This is a genomic window from Propioniciclava sinopodophylli, assembly GCF_004324755.1.
GTDB lineage: Bacteria > Actinomycetota > Actinomycetes > Propionibacteriales > Propionibacteriaceae > Propioniciclava > Propioniciclava sinopodophylli.
Genome location: NZ_SDMQ01000008.1, coordinates 1 through 13919 on the forward strand (window position 1 = coordinate 1; position 13919 = coordinate 13919).

Annotated in this window: 12 protein-coding genes and 2 tRNA genes; 6 read left to right on the forward strand and 8 right to left on the reverse strand. The window is 68.0% G+C overall.

Annotated features, from left to right (window positions below; translation table 11 throughout):
* Positions 1-1402: 1402 nt before the first annotated feature.
* The 7 genes from ET989_RS08695 to ET989_RS08725 form a co-directional block, all read right to left on the reverse strand.
* On the reverse strand, positions 1403-2794 hold the full coding sequence (locus ET989_RS08695; RefSeq protein ID WP_131168156.1) for an IS1380 family transposase: 1392 nt from the start codon (positions 2792-2794) through the stop codon (positions 1403-1405).
* A 276-nt stretch (positions 2795-3070) separates the two neighbouring features.
* Positions 3071-3445 carry a GNAT family N-acetyltransferase gene (locus ET989_RS08700; RefSeq protein ID WP_241656283.1) on the reverse strand — a complete coding sequence of 125 codons (375 nt, stop codon included), beginning with the start codon at positions 3443-3445 and terminating at the stop codon, positions 3071-3073.
* 160 nt (positions 3446-3605) lie between these two features.
* Complete coding sequence (locus ET989_RS15970; protein WP_206662283.1) at positions 3606-3944, reverse strand: DUF4143 domain-containing protein; 339 nt, start codon at positions 3942-3944, stop codon at positions 3606-3608.
* 288 nt (positions 3945-4232) lie between these two features.
* On the reverse strand, positions 4233-4571 hold the full coding sequence (locus ET989_RS08710; RefSeq protein WP_131168158.1) for a type II toxin-antitoxin system PemK/MazF family toxin: 339 nt from the start codon (positions 4569-4571) through the stop codon (positions 4233-4235).
* Positions 4568-4819, reverse strand: coding sequence for a hypothetical protein (locus ET989_RS08715; protein ID WP_131168159.1), 252 nt, complete (start codon positions 4817-4819; stop codon positions 4568-4570). The genes ET989_RS08710 and ET989_RS08715 overlap by 4 nt, the downstream gene beginning before the upstream one ends.
* A 31-nt stretch (positions 4820-4850) precedes the next feature.
* On the reverse strand, positions 4851-6254 hold the full coding sequence (locus ET989_RS15580) for a tyrosine-type recombinase/integrase (protein WP_131168160.1): 1404 nt from the start codon (positions 6252-6254) through the stop codon (positions 4851-4853).
* Between the two features lie 207 nt (positions 6255-6461).
* Positions 6462-6537 (reverse strand) — tRNA-Pro (locus ET989_RS08725).
* A 73-nt stretch (positions 6538-6610) separates the two neighbouring features.
* Between ET989_RS08725 and ET989_RS08730 the strand changes: the two genes are divergently transcribed.
* The 6 genes from ET989_RS08730 (at position 6611) to clpX (ending at position 11302) form a co-directional block, all read left to right on the forward strand.
* On the forward strand, positions 6611-6874 hold the full coding sequence (locus ET989_RS08730; protein WP_131168161.1) for a hypothetical protein: 264 nt from the start codon (positions 6611-6613) through the stop codon (positions 6872-6874).
* 34 nt (positions 6875-6908) lie between these two features.
* Positions 6909-6979, forward strand: a tRNA-Gly gene (locus ET989_RS08735).
* Positions 6980-7025: 46 nt separating this feature from the next.
* Complete coding sequence (tig, locus tag ET989_RS08740; RefSeq protein ID WP_131168162.1) at positions 7026-8543, forward strand: trigger factor; 1518 nt, start codon at positions 7026-7028, stop codon at positions 8541-8543.
* A 146-nt stretch (positions 8544-8689) separates the two neighbouring features.
* On the forward strand, positions 8690-9304 hold the full coding sequence (locus ET989_RS08745) for an ATP-dependent Clp protease proteolytic subunit (protein WP_165490107.1): 615 nt from the start codon (positions 8690-8692) through the stop codon (positions 9302-9304).
* A 31-nt stretch (positions 9305-9335) separates the two neighbouring features.
* Entirely contained in the window at positions 9336-9980 is a 645-nt protein-coding gene (locus tag ET989_RS08750) for an ATP-dependent Clp protease proteolytic subunit (RefSeq protein ID WP_277751360.1), read from the forward strand.
* A gap of 32 nt (positions 9981-10012) precedes the next feature.
* Positions 10013-11302 (forward strand): ATP-dependent Clp protease ATP-binding subunit ClpX, encoded by a 1290-nt coding sequence (gene clpX, locus ET989_RS08755; protein WP_131168164.1) that lies wholly within the window; start codon positions 10013-10015, stop codon positions 11300-11302.
* A gap of 16 nt (positions 11303-11318) precedes the next feature.
* On the opposite strand, the gene valS is transcribed toward clpX, so the two are convergent.
* Positions 11319-13904: a valine--tRNA ligase gene (gene valS, locus ET989_RS08760; protein ID WP_131168165.1), complete on the reverse strand. Its 2586-nt coding sequence runs from the start codon at positions 13902-13904 to the stop codon at positions 11319-11321.
* Positions 13905-13919: the final 15 nt, after the last annotated feature.

Sequence of the window (13919 nt, forward strand, 5' to 3'; positions counted from 1 at the left end):
GGTGCCGTCCTGAACGGCATCTCGCCTTCCTGGCCCGAGCGAGCGACGTGGACTCCCACAACCGCCCTGCTGGCAGCACTGGCTTGGCGAGCTCGCCGGGACGGCTGAGACGTTCCTCCGAGCGGCATGTCCGGATGTTCTGCTCGTCGCTGTGGGTTGGCTTAGAGGCCGCAGGCTGGGACGGGGCCGATGGGCACCACCTAGTGCTACCTCCTGGCTGCGTAGCGAAGCGAGTCAAGCGGGTGTTCCGGCTCAGCCCCTTCGCGACGACGACAACTATTCGAATCAGTTACATGGGGCCGAAGTCCTTAAGTGGTGCCCGACTTTCGGGACGGATGAGTTGGATGCGCTTATGGCGGTACCGTTCGTGGAGGGGGTGATTCTAGTGCGGCGATATCCCATCGTGTGGGTGCTGGTAGTTGGCTCCGTCGCGGCGTTAGTCACCGGCTGCACGTTGAACATCGAGGTACCCACACGAACTGCTGCATCACAGCCCGCGATGACGATCGCGCCCACGGTTGTGAGCAGCGTGACCTCATCCCCTTCGGAGTCTCCTTCGTCCCCTGCCGCCCCTTCGCAAACCAGCGCGAGGACTCACACGCCCGTGCCAGCCCCCATCGACACATCCATCGAGACCCTGGAGGAGTACTCCGAGTTCGTTAGCCCGTCTGGACGGATCTTTTGCGGAATGACGCGTAACCGGGCTTGGTGCACCTTCCCGGACGGGATGGACCGTTCCAGCATTCCGCCCGCGACGGAGGTGTGCGCGCCCGACAGTGGCCCCGTCGGTTCCGTCGAGGTGTCCCCGACGGGCGTCAACTTCCACTGCGGGGATGTGGGGGCAATTGGGGCACCGCCAAACAGGCCAGAAACCCGATGGGCGGACGGCCACAATTTCGGCCTCGTGAACGGCATGGTGACGTTGCCTTATGGCTGGACTTTGGCTGCCCCTCGGGTCTACTGCGTCAGTGCTGAGAACGGCGTGAACTGCGTTCACGTGACGACTGAGGAGGGGTTCCGCGTGGCTCGCGCCGGAGTCACGCAGGTGCGCGCCTGACGCACACGGAGCGATGCTCGGTCGTCGCTGCCAAGGGCACGTTTGGGGAGCGGAGCGGTGTCGGAATGATTTGGCCAGGGTGAACACGAGCACTGTCATCGCCGTGCTGGACACGTTGGCCGGCTTAGTGACCCGCGGGTGCTCCTGCGGCGGGTGTTGCCAATCGCGTTAGCCTCGGTCTTTCGTCGGGCTGGCTTGGGTCGTTGTGACGGCTTGAGGATCACCGTGTTGGTGTGATTCTGCCGGGTGGGTGTGACGGTTTCCCGGAGGTGGCTCCGGTGGGCAGGGGGTTCCAGGGTCCCGGTGGGTGTTTCGGCTTGTCGGGGCAGGGTCCGGGCTGTCGTGTCAGGTGCTGTCCAGAGTGGTGAGGGTGGTCAGGGCGCCGATGAGGACGGCCGCCCAGGGGTGGTGGGCGGCGTAGCGGAGCCGCACCTGTCGGCTGCCCCGGACCAGGACGGCGGGGATCGTGTACAGCCGGTAGCGGAGCCTCTTGGGTTCCCACCGGCGGGCACTGTCAGCGTCGGCCAGGGCGAGCATCTGCATCCAGGCGGTGAGGTCGCAGGCGAGGGCGACGATGGCGCACCAGACCTGGTTCTGCGCGAACGAGTACAGGGGCAGGTTCGTCAGCCCAGTGTCTTTGGCGAGCCGGATCCGGTCCTCGCAGCGGGCCCTTCGACGGTGGCGGAGTTCGAGGTCGGCCAACTGGCCGCGGGTGGTGTTGGTGGCGAACGCGGTGATGCGGTGGCCGTCGACGTCGGTGATCCGTAGTTGGGCGCCGGGATGGGGGCGTTCTTTGCGGATGATGACCCGCATCCCGGGTGTCCAGCCCGACAGGTCGAGCAGCCCGGTGAGTTCGGCGACCCAGGCGCCGTCGCGGGGCTGGCGGTCGGCGTCGTAGGCGGGGGTCCACACGCGGTCTGGGATCTTCTCGATCAGCATGCCGGCGTCGCTGGGCAGGGTCCAGCCGACCGAGTACTGGACCCGTTGGCCGGTGAGCCAGTCGAGGAGTTGGTGGCTGTGCCCGGCACCATCGGCCCTGACCAACACCCGTTTCCCGGGCCGCGTGGCGGACCGGCCCGGCAGCTGCTTGAACGCTTGCCGCAGGACGGTGATGTGGTCGGCGGCGGTGTTGGAGCCGGCGTTCCCGGGCCGCAGCAAGAGGGCGAGGGGCTCCCCGGTCCCATCACGGCCGTGGTCGACGAACACGCACAAGGGGTGGAACCCGTAGCCCTTCTTGAACGTCGGCTTGGCGTGCTCCTTGTCCGAGTGCGCCGTCACCAACGTGGCGTCCACGTCCACGATCAACGGGTGCTCCACGCTCATGCCGGAGTCGGGGGCGTGCTCACCGGCCAGCAACCAGGCGCGGGTCCGGGCGGCGGCGCGGGCGGCGTCGATGGCCTTCAACACCCGTGGGGCATCGGCGGCGAGCAGGCTGATCAGCCTCGAGATGGTCGGGTCGGAAGCCACCATCCCGTAGACGGCCGGCTCGGACCGGAGCAGCGCAGCATCGGCGAGGCAGTCCCCACCCAACGCCAGAGTGATCGCCAGGTCGGACAGGATCTTGCCCGGGTCGTGGGTCGCGAGCGGTTTCCGCCACCGCGCCAACGCCGTCGACAACTCGCGGGTGAGGCCGGTCACCACCGCTGTCTTCGTGAGCAGCATGCCGCCGGCGTGGCCCACGACCCGGGTGGCTCCGGCGTCGTGGCGGGGTTGGGGATACGCGGCGGTACGCTTCACGTTGAAAGTGCTTCCTTCGCGTGGGGTGAGTGGGACTTCGCAATCACATTCTCCCAAGCCGGAAGCACTTTCGCTGTTCAAACCACCGAGTCAGACCCCACCCTCATGAAAGCGCGAGGCTAGTCTTGCCAGTCTCTGGCGCTGCCCTGCCAGGCCGAGAGCGCAGCCGACCATCCGACTTTGCCGCAAGCCTGGCGGCTCGTCCGGGGAGATGCAGGTCGAAGCACCCTAATCGGCTCGATCCTTCGGGCGCTTTGGTGGCTGACCAGGACACGTCTAGTCGGAGTTCGCGAAGCCTAGCGAGGCGTAGATCGCGAGCGCTGCCGGCGACGTTCCGCCCCCGATTCGCAGACTCAGCGCTGCGTCTCCGGCCAGCGCACAGATCTGGACTGCGTGCTGTACCAGGGACCGCCCAACCCCGCGACCGCGAGCCTGGGGAGACACGAATAGGTCGATGATGAACGGACCTTCCAGACCTTCGTCCCAGATGGACCGCTCGACCACCATCACGGCTCCTACGGGATGGTGGTCGATCCATGCAGTGGCGCTGGCATCGGTACGGAGGATGCCGAACTCACCTCGGAAGGTGGCGGCGATCTCCTGCTGGGCGTCGGACAGGTCAGCGGCCGCGGCACCCGACGGGTAGCTCACGAGGTAAAGGTCGGCTAGATCGTCCGCGCTAGCGGCTGCGAGGGTCCCAGGGCGACGTGGGAACTGCTCGCCCCAAGAAACTGGCGGTCGACAAGAGGGAGAGTCAGAAGGTCCTTGGGCATGGGTGATCCGATCGAGGGCAATACGGGCAGCGAGCGTCTCAGAGGCGGAACATGTTGCAGCACTGTACGGGCGAGCGGCAAGGAGGAGCGATCGCGCTCAGCGATCGGTCAGGTACTGTCGACAGAGCTCGGCGACGATCGACTTCCAAGCCGTCGAGGTCACGGTAGTGGTACAGCTGGAACGGCTGCTGAGTCCAGGCGGACTGCTTTCGCAACTCCAGCGCGACGCACTGCTCGGCAAGGGCTCCGAAGTACTCGCGTCCCCCACAGTGCCGACTGCGGCGTTGGTGAAGCCCGTGAGATGGGCGGACAAGCCAGTGTCGTTCAAGGCGACCTTGGGACGGCGCGCGATGCGACCGCGCGGCGACCTCGTCCATGGAGGAAGGAGGACCAGAAGCCGGCTAAACGCTGCCCAAGAACTTGCAGATTTGAGCAGCGAAACTTGCGGATTTGAGGTGCTGAACCCGAAGGTTCGCGCCCAACGTGAGTCGGTCAGTTGCCGCCGAAGCGCTGTTGCGCCGCCAGACGGGTCGTGTCCAGCGCGGACGCCCAGGATCCGACGGGAGTACACGGCGTCGCGGGTCGGGTGTACCGCCGGGGTCGATCTGATCCGCGCTGGCCACGTCGTTCTCGGCGCTGCTCATCTGCAAGCTCCAGTTGTGCGCCTACCGGCCGCCAGTGAGCAGCGCAAGGATCTGGTGGACCTGATCGACCTGCGCGAGCGCGTGAGGCGCGGGGTCAACGCGGGTGACACGGTCGATCGACATCGACTTGACCTGTTCACACATCGCCACGGTGGTTGCCGAGTCTCGGGACGCGAGCTTCACGTGGGTGGACCACCCGCGATCGGTGTGCGTCAGCGGCACCGCGATGAGCAGACCTCGGGCTCGATGGAGCGCTGGCTCGGACAGCACCAGCCAAGGCCGGTGCTTGGCCTGCTCGCGGCCGTTGGTCGGGTCCATGCTCGCCCAGACGACATCACCACGGGCAATCTGCTGGATCACTCGCCCGCCTCGAACCGGGCGATGGAATCCTCGGCGTCGCCGGCGAACGCCGCGTCCGCCTCGGCAAGGTCGTCCAGATACTCCTGGTCGGGGGTCTCGGCTTCGAGCGCAGCCCAGAACTCAGCCTTGCGCCTCTCTTCGAGCATCTCCTCGATGAGCTGGGCCTGGGTCAGGTGCGCCGCTCGGGCAGCGTCGCGCACGCGGTCACGCACCACGCGAGGAACCTTGATGGTAGCCACATCAGTCATACCCAAATGGTACCTCGCCGGGATGCCGGAGTTATGGGCTCAACTGAGCCAGAACGGACGCAGCATGGCGTCGACGTCCTCCGGACGGACGTGCAGGATGCGCCGTCCGCTGGAGAAGACCGGGAGCTGACCGGACGCGATCCGGCGACGCAGGGTCTTCCGGCTGATCCCCGTCCGCTCGGCCGCCTGGGCCAGGGACTCGTAGCGCTGCTGTTCCATGGTGAACTCCTTCCGCAGCCTTAAGCCTCAGAAGGGACCCAATCCGGACACCGGAGGACCAGGGGATGTGAGATCTGCCACCCGACGACCGGGTCGCGCAGACGGGCCTCAGATCTCCGCGAGCTTTGCTCATGTTCTCGGCGAGCCGCGAGCGGGACGCCCGCGTCGCGTGCTGGTAGCGCTCGACCATCCCGGCGGTGGCGTGGCCCATCATGGCCTTCAGCTCGGCGGTCGGGGCGCCGGTCATGCCGGCCAGCGAGGCCGCGGAGTGACACATGTCGTGGAAGGTGAGATCTTCCCGGCCGATGACCTTGCGCGCCTTGCCATAGGCGTAGCGCAGCGCCTTCTCCGACATCGGCGAGACGCCGTCTCCACCCGGGAAGAGGAAGCCGTCGCGTCCGGTCATCGGGAGCGCGGCCACGTACTTCGCCAGGTACGGGATCGGGTGCGGCGGGATGCCGACGTCGCGGGTGCCGGCCGCCGCCTTCTGCGCGCCGACGTGCACCTGGCCCTTCGTCCGCGTCACCGCTTGCCGGACGCGCACCACGCCCTCGGTCAGGTCCAGGTCACGTCGGCGCAGCCCACGCACCTCCCCCGACCTCAGGCCGCACCACCCGGCCAGCAGCACCGGCAGGCCCTGCTTCGGCGGAAGATCCAGCAGCTTGTTGAGTTCGGCGGGCGTAGCCGGCTCGATGTCGCGCGTCCGGCGCACCTTGCCGACGTTCCGGACGCGGCACGGGTTGCGGTCGATCAGGCCCTCGTCCTCGGCCTCGCGCAAGATCGAACGCAGCAGCGAGTAGGCGTGCTTGCGCTGCACCGGACGGTCCGCCGAGAGCACCGTGGAGTACCAACGCCGAATGCGATCCGGCTCGAGGTGCTTCAGCTGGATCGCTCCCAGCGTCGGCGCGATCAGCTTCTCCAGCAGCCGGCCGTACTCCTCGCGCGTCCGCGGCGTCAGCTCGCGCTCGGCCAGGCAGTGCCGCGCGTAGCCGGCCAGGGTGTCCAGGTCGTCCGGCCTGCCCTTCACCTTCACCGGCGGACGCCACTCCTCCCGCGAGATCGAGCGGTGCACCTCGCCCAGCCAGTGCTCGGCGTCGATCCGCTCAGAGAACAGGTGCGGCGCGTCGTGGCGCTGCCGATCGGCGCCGACGTAGCGCGCACGGAAGTACCCACTCCGGCGCTCGATGCTGCCGAAGGACCGCCCCTCCTGACCCATGGGAACCTCCTGATCGGCAGGAAACCCGAAATCCAGTATATCGCTCTGACTAGGGGTTTCGCTTGCCCCAAGTTTGCCCCAATTGGGGCTTAACTGGGGCACCAGAGGTCTTGACATGGCCTCTTCTGGGTGCAGGTCGCCTGTCGCCCCTGCGGCGTTTTGCCTAGTCAGCCAGGCATAATGCCCGGGCGGGGCGGGGGGCACACATGGTCGGGGCGACAGGACTCGAACCTGCGATCTCCTGCTCCCAAAGCAGGCGCGCTAGCCACTACGCTACGCCCCGGTGACTCGGGCGAGTCTACGGGCCTGCGGGGCACTGTGCCCAACCGGCGCCCAGAACGAACGACGGAGAAACCATGTCCGATCGACCTGCGGTGTCCTACGACGCCGACGGACCCGGTGCCGAGATGGTGCGCACCTGGCTGCTCCAGTTGGGGGCCGACCCGGTCGACCGGGCCGCGCCCGGGGCGTCCGACCTGCCCAGCACACCCCAGCACGCGGACGTGGAGCGGGCGGAGGTCGCGAGCTTCGTGCGGGGCCTGCGGGGGAGTGAACGGACGCGGTGGGAGCGCTTCGACGACCACGGTTCGGCCGAGAACTGGCCGCGCGGCAGCTTCTGAGAATCCGCTAGGCTGTAGCGGCGCGTGAGCGCACGCGGATGTAGCTCAATGGTAGAGCCCCAGTCTTCCAAACTGGCTACGCGGGTTCGATTCCCGTCATCCGCTCCGAAGGTTCAACCCGAATCGTCGTCCACACACAGGAGTCAACCAAGTGCCCAGCACCGTCGAGAAGCTCGGCCCCTCGCGGGTCAAGCTCACCATCGAGATCCCCTTCGCCGACCTGAAGCCCCATCTCGACAAGGCTTACAAGGACATCGCCGGACAGGTGAACATCCCTGGCTTCCGCAAGGGGAAGGTGCCCGCCGCGATCATCGACCAGCGCTTCGGGCGCGGCACCGTGCTGCAGGAGGCGATCAACGCCGCGCTGCCGGACGCCTACGCCGCCGCCGTCGCCGAGAACGAGCTCGTGCCCCTGGGCCAGCCCGAGGTCGACGTGACCAAGCTCGAGGACAACGAGCTGGTCGAGTTCACCGCCGAGCTGGACGTCCGCCCCGACTTCGAGGTGCCGGACTTCGCCGAGCTGTCCGCCGAGGTCCCCGCGATCGCCACGTCGGACGCCGAGGTCGACGAGCGCATCGAGGTCATGCGCCAGCGCTTCGCCACCCGCTCCGACAAGGACGGCGCAGCCGAGGAGGGTGACATCGTCACCATCGACCTGGTCGCCTCCAAGGACGGCGAGGAGATCGAGGACGGCTCCGCCGAGGGTCTCACCTACAAGGTCGGCTCGGGCGGCATGCTCGACGGCCTGGACGAGGCCGTCACCGGCAAGTCCGCCGGCGACGAGGTCGAGTTCACCTCCGAGCTGGTCGGCGGCCCCGCCAAGGGCGAGCAGGCCGACATCAAGGTCACCGTCACCAAGGTGCAGTCCGAAACCCTGCCCGCGCTGGACGACGAGTTCGCCCAGATGGTGTCCGAGTTCGACACCGTGGACGAGATGAAGGCCGACCTGGCCGAGGCCGTCGCCCGCATGGCTCGCGCCGAGCAGGTCAACGCCGCGTCGGACAAGATCGTCTCCGACCTGGTCGCCAAGACGCCGTTCGAGCTCCCCGAGGCCCTCCTGGCCACCGAGGTCGAGAACCGCAAGCAGCAGATCAACGACCAGCTCGCCCGCGCCGGTTACACCATCGAGCGCTACCTGGAGGACACCGAGGAGGAGACCGCCAAGGACGCCGACGAGTTCTGGGCCCAGGTCGCCACCAACGCCGAGACCTCCCTCAAGGCGCAGATCATTCTCGACAAGCTGGCAGACGACCGCGAGGTCACCGTCAACCAGCAGGAGCTGACCGAGCTCATCTTCCGCCGTGCCCAGCAGGCCGGCACCTCGCCCGAGGCCGAGATGCAGCACATGATGGAGCACAACCACGCCCCCGAGTGGATGGGTGAGCTCCGCCGCGGCAAGGTCCTGCGCGAGGTCGTGCTGGCCTCGTCCGTGACCGACAGCGACGGAAACGTCGTCAACGTTGCGGCGGTCCGCCCCGACGGCAGCATCGACGAGACCGTCGAGGCCCCCGAGCCTCAGGCCCCGGCCAAGAAGGCGTCCGCGAAGAAGGCCCCGGCGAAGAAGGCCGCCGCCAAGACCGAGGACGCCAAGGCCGACGACGCAGGCAAGAAGAAGGCCCCGGCCAAGAAGAAGGCCGACGCCGAGGAGGCGAAGGCCGAGGAGGCCTGAGTCCCTGACCCACCCGTGACGTGCGGTCCCCGACACCGGGGGCCGCGCGTTCGGCGTCCGGGCCCTCTCTGCCGTCAGCGAACACCGGCGTAGCGCCCTCCGAAATGTCGCCGGCAGCGGGTAGCGTCTGGCACGTGACGGAAAACATGCTTCCCGGCCTGCGAGCCGCAGCCGGCGCCTCGGGCGTCGGCATGAGCGACTCGGTGTACCAGGCCCTCCTGGCCAACCGCATCGTCTTCCTCGGGTCCGAGGTCCGCGACGAGAACGCGAACGCGATCTGCGCGCAGCTGCTGCTGCTGAACGCGGAGGATCCCGAGAAGGACATCTACCTCTACATCAACTCCCCGGGCGGTTCCGTGACCGCCGGCATGGCGATCTTCGACACCATGCAGTGGATCAGCAACGACGTGGCCACCGTCGCGATGGGCCTGGCGGCCTCGATGGGCCAGTTCCTGCTCAGCGCCGGCACCAAGGGCAAGCGCTACGCGCTGCCGCACGCGCGCATCATGATGCACCAGCCCTCCGGCGGCCTGGGCGGCACGGCGTCCGACATCAAGATCCTCGCCGAGCAGATCATCGCCACCAAGCGCGAGATGGCCGAGCTGATCGCCCAGCACACCGGCCAGCCGATCGAGCAGATCGAGGCCGATTCCGACCGCGACCGCTGGTTCACCGCGCAGCAGGCCCTCGAGTACGGGTTCATCGACCACGTGTACGAACGCGCCGCGCAGATCCCGGGCTCTGACGCCCCGAACCAGTGACCAGGAGCTGAACCCAATGGACATTGCAGGCATGAACAAGATGCTCGCCGGCGGCACCGCCCCGGCCGGGCCGATGATGGACTACTTCATCCCCCAGTGGGAGGAGCGCACCAGCTACGGCGTCCGGCGCGTCGACCCCTACACCAAGCTGTTCGAGGATCGCATCATCTTCCTCGGCACCCCGATCGTCGACGACATCGCCAACGCGGTGATGGCGCAGCTGCTGGTGTTGCAGTCGATGGATCCCGAGCGCCCGATCTCGATGTACATCAACTCACCCGGTGGCTCGTTCACCGCGTTGACGGCGATCTACGACACGATGCAGTACATCAAGCCGGATGTGTCGACGGTCTGCCTCGGCCAGGCCGCCTCGGCCGCCGCCGTGCTGCTGGCCGCCGGCGCCAAGGGCAAGCGCTTCGCCCTGCCGAACAGCCGCATCCTCATCCACCAGCCGGCCACCGAGGGTGGCTACGGGCAGGGTTCGGACCTGGAGATCCAGGCCAAGGAGATCCTGCGCATCCGGTCGCTGATGGAGCAGATGCTGGCCAACGACACCGGCCAGACAGTGGAGAAGGTCAGCCGCGACATCGAGCGCGACAAGTACCTGACCGCCACCGAAGCCGTCGAGTACGGCATCGTGGATGAGATCTTCACCTCGCTGAAGGACGTCCGCTGACGCCTGGCGTCTGAGGAAGAAGGGGGAGCGTCATGGCACGCATCGGGGAGACCTCCGACCTGCTGAAGTGTTCTTTCTGCGGGAAGAGCCAGAAGCAGGTGCGCAAGCTGATCGCCGGTCCGGGTGTGTACATCTGCGACGAGTGCATCGAGCTGTGCAACGAGATCATCGAGGAGGAGTTCTCCGAGGCGACCGACGTGGGCCTGCTGGAGGAACTCCCCAAGCCCCGTGACATCGTCGCCTTCCTCGACTCCTACGTCATCGGCCAGCCGACCGCCAAGAAGGCGCTCGCCGTGGCGGTGTACAACCACTACAAGCGCGTCCAGGCCCAGGCCACCAGCCCGCGTCGGGCCGCCGAGGACGAGTTGGTGGAGCTCGGCAAGAGCAACATCCTCCTCATCGGCCCGACCGGTTGTGGCAAGACCTACCTGGCGCAGACGCTGGCGCGCATGCTGAACGTGCCCTTCGCGATGGCGGACGCCACGGCCCTGACCGAGGCCGGCTACGTGGGGGAGGACGTGGAGAACATCCTCCTCAAGCTCCTCCAGGCCGCCGACTTCGACGTCAAGAAGGCCGAGACCGGCATCATCTACATCGACGAGATCGACAAGGTCGCCCGCAAGAGCGAGAACCCGTCGATCACGCGGGACGTGTCGGGCGAGGGCGTCCAGCAGGCGCTGCTGAAGATCCTCGAGGGCACCACGGCGTCCGTCCCGCCGCAGGGCGGGCGCAAGCATCCGCACCAGGAGTTCATCCAGATCGACACGACGAACATCCTGTTCATCGTGGGCGGCGCGTTCGCCGGACTGGAGGACATCATCAACGCCCGCGTCGGCAAGCGCCCGCTGGGCTTCAACAACGACTCGGCCGTGCGCCGCAGGGACGGGAACAACCCGTTCGAGGAGGTCCGCCCCGAGGACCTGCACAAGTTCGGCCTGATCCCCGAGTTCATCGGCCGTCTGCCGATGATCTCCACGGTCAACCCGCTCGACCTGGACGCCATGGTGCGCATCCTCGTCGAGCCGCGCAACGCGCTGACCAAGCAGTTCCGCAAGCTCTTCGAGCTGGACGGCGTCGACCTCGAGTTCACCGAGGACGCGATTGCCGCCATCGCCGAGATGGCGCTGGCCCGTGGCATCGGTGCCCGCGGCCTGCGGTCGATCCTGGAGGAGATTCTCCTCAACGTGATGTTCCACGTTCCCTCCGACGACACCGTCGGCCAGGTCGTGGTCACCGCCGAGGTCGTCCGCGACGGCGCGGAGCCGCGCATGCTGCCGCGCGCGGCGTCCTCACGCAGCAGCAGGCGTAGCAAGTCGGCCTGAGCCGACCGGCCTGCTGTTACTCGCTCGGCACCAGTTGGGCGGTGACCATGACGGCCTCCGCGCCCTGCCACGTGATGGGCGTCGTGATGCGTCCCACGGCCCGCAGGTCGGCCTCCGCGCCCTGGAGCCGCTCGATCGTGGCGTCCGGCCCGGCGACCAGCGCCGAGATCAACTCGGTCTTCATCGAGACCTTCGCGTTCGACTTCACGCCTCGGATGCCGATGAGCGCCGCCGACACGTCCGCCAGCAGGGCCGCGTCGCCGCCGGTGGGCAGCTCGGACGCGCTCGGCCAGGCCGCGTGGTGCACCGAACCCGACTTCCACCACGACCACACCTCCTCGGTCACGAACGGCATGAACGGCGCGAACAGGCGCAGCTGCACGTCGAGCGCCAGGGTGAGGGCCGCCCGGGCCGAGGCCGCGGCGTCCGGCCCCTGGGCGCCGTAGGCGCGCTCCTTGACCAGCTCGAGGTAGTCGTCGCAGAACGTCCAGAAGAACTGCTCGGCGGCCTCCAGCGCGGCCGAGTAGTCGTACGCCTCGAAGCCGCGGGTCGCCTTGTCGACGACCTCGGCCAGCGCCGCGAGCATCGCGCGGTCGACCGGCGTCGACACGTCGGACGCCGTGGGCAGGGCCTCGGCCTGCGCCGCGATGCCGAGCACGAACTTGGACGCGTTGAGCACCTTCATCGCCAGGCGGCGGCCGACCTTCATCTGGGTCTCGTCGAAGGGGGAGTCCATGCCCGGGCGGGCCATCGCCGCGCGCCAGCGCACGGCGTCCGCCCCGAACTTGTCGAGGATCTCGGTCGGCACGACCACGTTGCCCTTGGACTTGGACATCTTCTTGCGGTCCGGGTCGACCACGAAGCCCGAGATGGTCGCCCGCTTCCACGGCAGGGCGTCGTGCTCCAGGTGCGAGCGCACGACGCGGCTGAACAGCCACGTGCGGATGATGTCGTGGGCCTGCGGGGCGATGTCCATCGGGAACGTGAGGTTCCACAGCTGCTCGTCGCGCTCCCAGCCGCAGGCGATCTGCGGCGTCAGCGACGAGGTCGCCCAGGTGTCCATGACGTCGGGGTCGCCGATGAAGCCGCCGGGCACGCCGCGCTGCGCCTCGTCGAAGCCGGGAGCGGGCTGCGAGGCCGGGTCGACCGGCAGGGACGCCTCGTCGGCCAGAATGGGGTGGTCGTAGTCAGGCTCGCCCTCGGCGTCCAACCGGTACCAGACCGGGAAGGGCACGCCGAAGAAGCGCTGGCGGCTGATCAGCCAGTCGCCGTTGAGGCCGTTCACCCAGTTCGAGTAGCGGTGCCGCATGTGCTCGGGCACCCACGCGAGCTCCTCGCCGCGGGCCAGCAGCTGCTGCTTGAGCGCCTCGTCGCGGCCTCCGTTGCTGATGTACCACTGGCGGGTCGACACGATCTCGAGCGGCTTGTCGCCCTTCTCGTAGAAGTTCGCCATGCGCTGGGTGGGCTTGGGCTCGCCGTCCAGGTCGCCGGAGGAGCGCAGCAGCCCCACCATCGCCTCCCGGGCGCTGAAGGTGGTCTTGCCGGCCAGCTGGGCGTAGGGCTCACCGTTGACGAGCCACTCGGGGGTCTCGGCGGCGAGGCGGCCGTCGCGCTGCAGCACCACCCGCGTGGGCAGGTTGAGCTCGCGCCACCAGATCACGTCGGTGAGGTCACCGAAGGTGCAGACCATCGCGATGCCGGCGCCCTTGTCCTTCTCGGCGGCGGGGTGTGCGAGCACGGGGATCTCCACGCCGAACACCGGCGAGGTCACGGTCGTGCCGAACAGCGGCTGGTAGCGCTCGTCGTCGGGGTGGGCCACCAGCGCGCACACGCTGGGGATCAGTTCCGGCCGGGTGGTCTCGATGTGGATCGGCCCGTCGGCGCCGTGGAAGGCGACGCGGTGGTAGTGGCCCGGGTATTCACGTGCCTCGAGCTCGGCCTGGGCGACCGCGGTCTGGAACGTCACGTCCCACATCGTCGGTGCCTCGGACAGGTAGGCCTCGCCGCGGGCGTGGTTGCGCAGGAACGCCCGCTGGGCGACGGTCTGCGACTCGTCGGAGATGGTGGCGTACAGGGTGTCCCAGTCCACCGACAGGCCGAGATGGCGCCACAGGTCCTCGAAAACCTGCTCGTCGACGGCGGTCAGCTCGTGGCACAGCTCGACGAAGTTGCGGCGGCTGATCGGTACCTGGCGCTTCGGGTCCGGCTTGGCCGGCGGAGTGAAGTCGGGGTCGTAGGGCACCGACGGGTCGCACCGGACGCCGTAGTAGTTCTGCACGCGGCGCTCGGTGGGCAGGCCGTTGTCATCCCACCCCATCGGGTAGAAGACGTGCTTGCCCGTCATGCGCTGGTAGCGCGCCACCAGGTCGGTGTGGGTGTAGGAGAACACGTGACCCACGTGCAGCGAGCCGGACACCGTCGGTGGCGGCGTGTCGATGCTGAACACCTGCTCGCGCGACTCCGGGCGCACGAATGCATAGGTGCCCTGCTCCTTCCAGCGGGCCGACCACGTGTCCTCGAGGCCCTCGAGCACGGGGCGCTCCGGTACGACCCACGACGACGTGGTCGACGTGGGCACGGGAGGGAGCGGCTGAGAAGTCATGCGCGCGATCTTAGT

Bases quoted from the DNA above. Each gene is read 5' to 3' on its own strand.
- ET989_RS15970 (WP_206662283.1), bottom strand. From the start codon at position 3,944: ATGGACGAGGTCGCCGCGCGGTCGCATCGCGCGCCGTCCCAAGGTCGC.
- ET989_RS08715 (WP_131168159.1), bottom strand. From the start codon at position 4,819: ATGACTGATGTGGCTACCATCAAGGTTCCTCGCGTGGTGCGTGACCGC.
- ET989_RS15580 (WP_131168160.1), bottom strand. From the start codon at position 6,254: ATGGGTCAGGAGGGGCGGTCCTTCGGCAGCATCGAGCGCCGGAGTGGG.
- ET989_RS08730 (WP_131168161.1), top strand. From the start codon at position 6,611: ATGTCCGATCGACCTGCGGTGTCCTACGACGCCGACGGACCCGGTGCC.
- ET989_RS08745 (WP_165490107.1), top strand. From the start codon at position 8,690: ATGCTTCCCGGCCTGCGAGCCGCAGCCGGCGCCTCGGGCGTCGGCATG.
- ET989_RS08750 (WP_277751360.1), top strand. From the start codon at position 9,336: ATGAACAAGATGCTCGCCGGCGGCACCGCCCCGGCCGGGCCGATGATG.
- clpX (WP_131168164.1), top strand. From the start codon at position 10,013: ATGGCACGCATCGGGGAGACCTCCGACCTGCTGAAGTGTTCTTTCTGC.
- valS (WP_131168165.1), bottom strand. From the start codon at position 13,904: ATGACTTCTCAGCCGCTCCCTCCCGTGCCCACGTCGACCACGTCGTCG.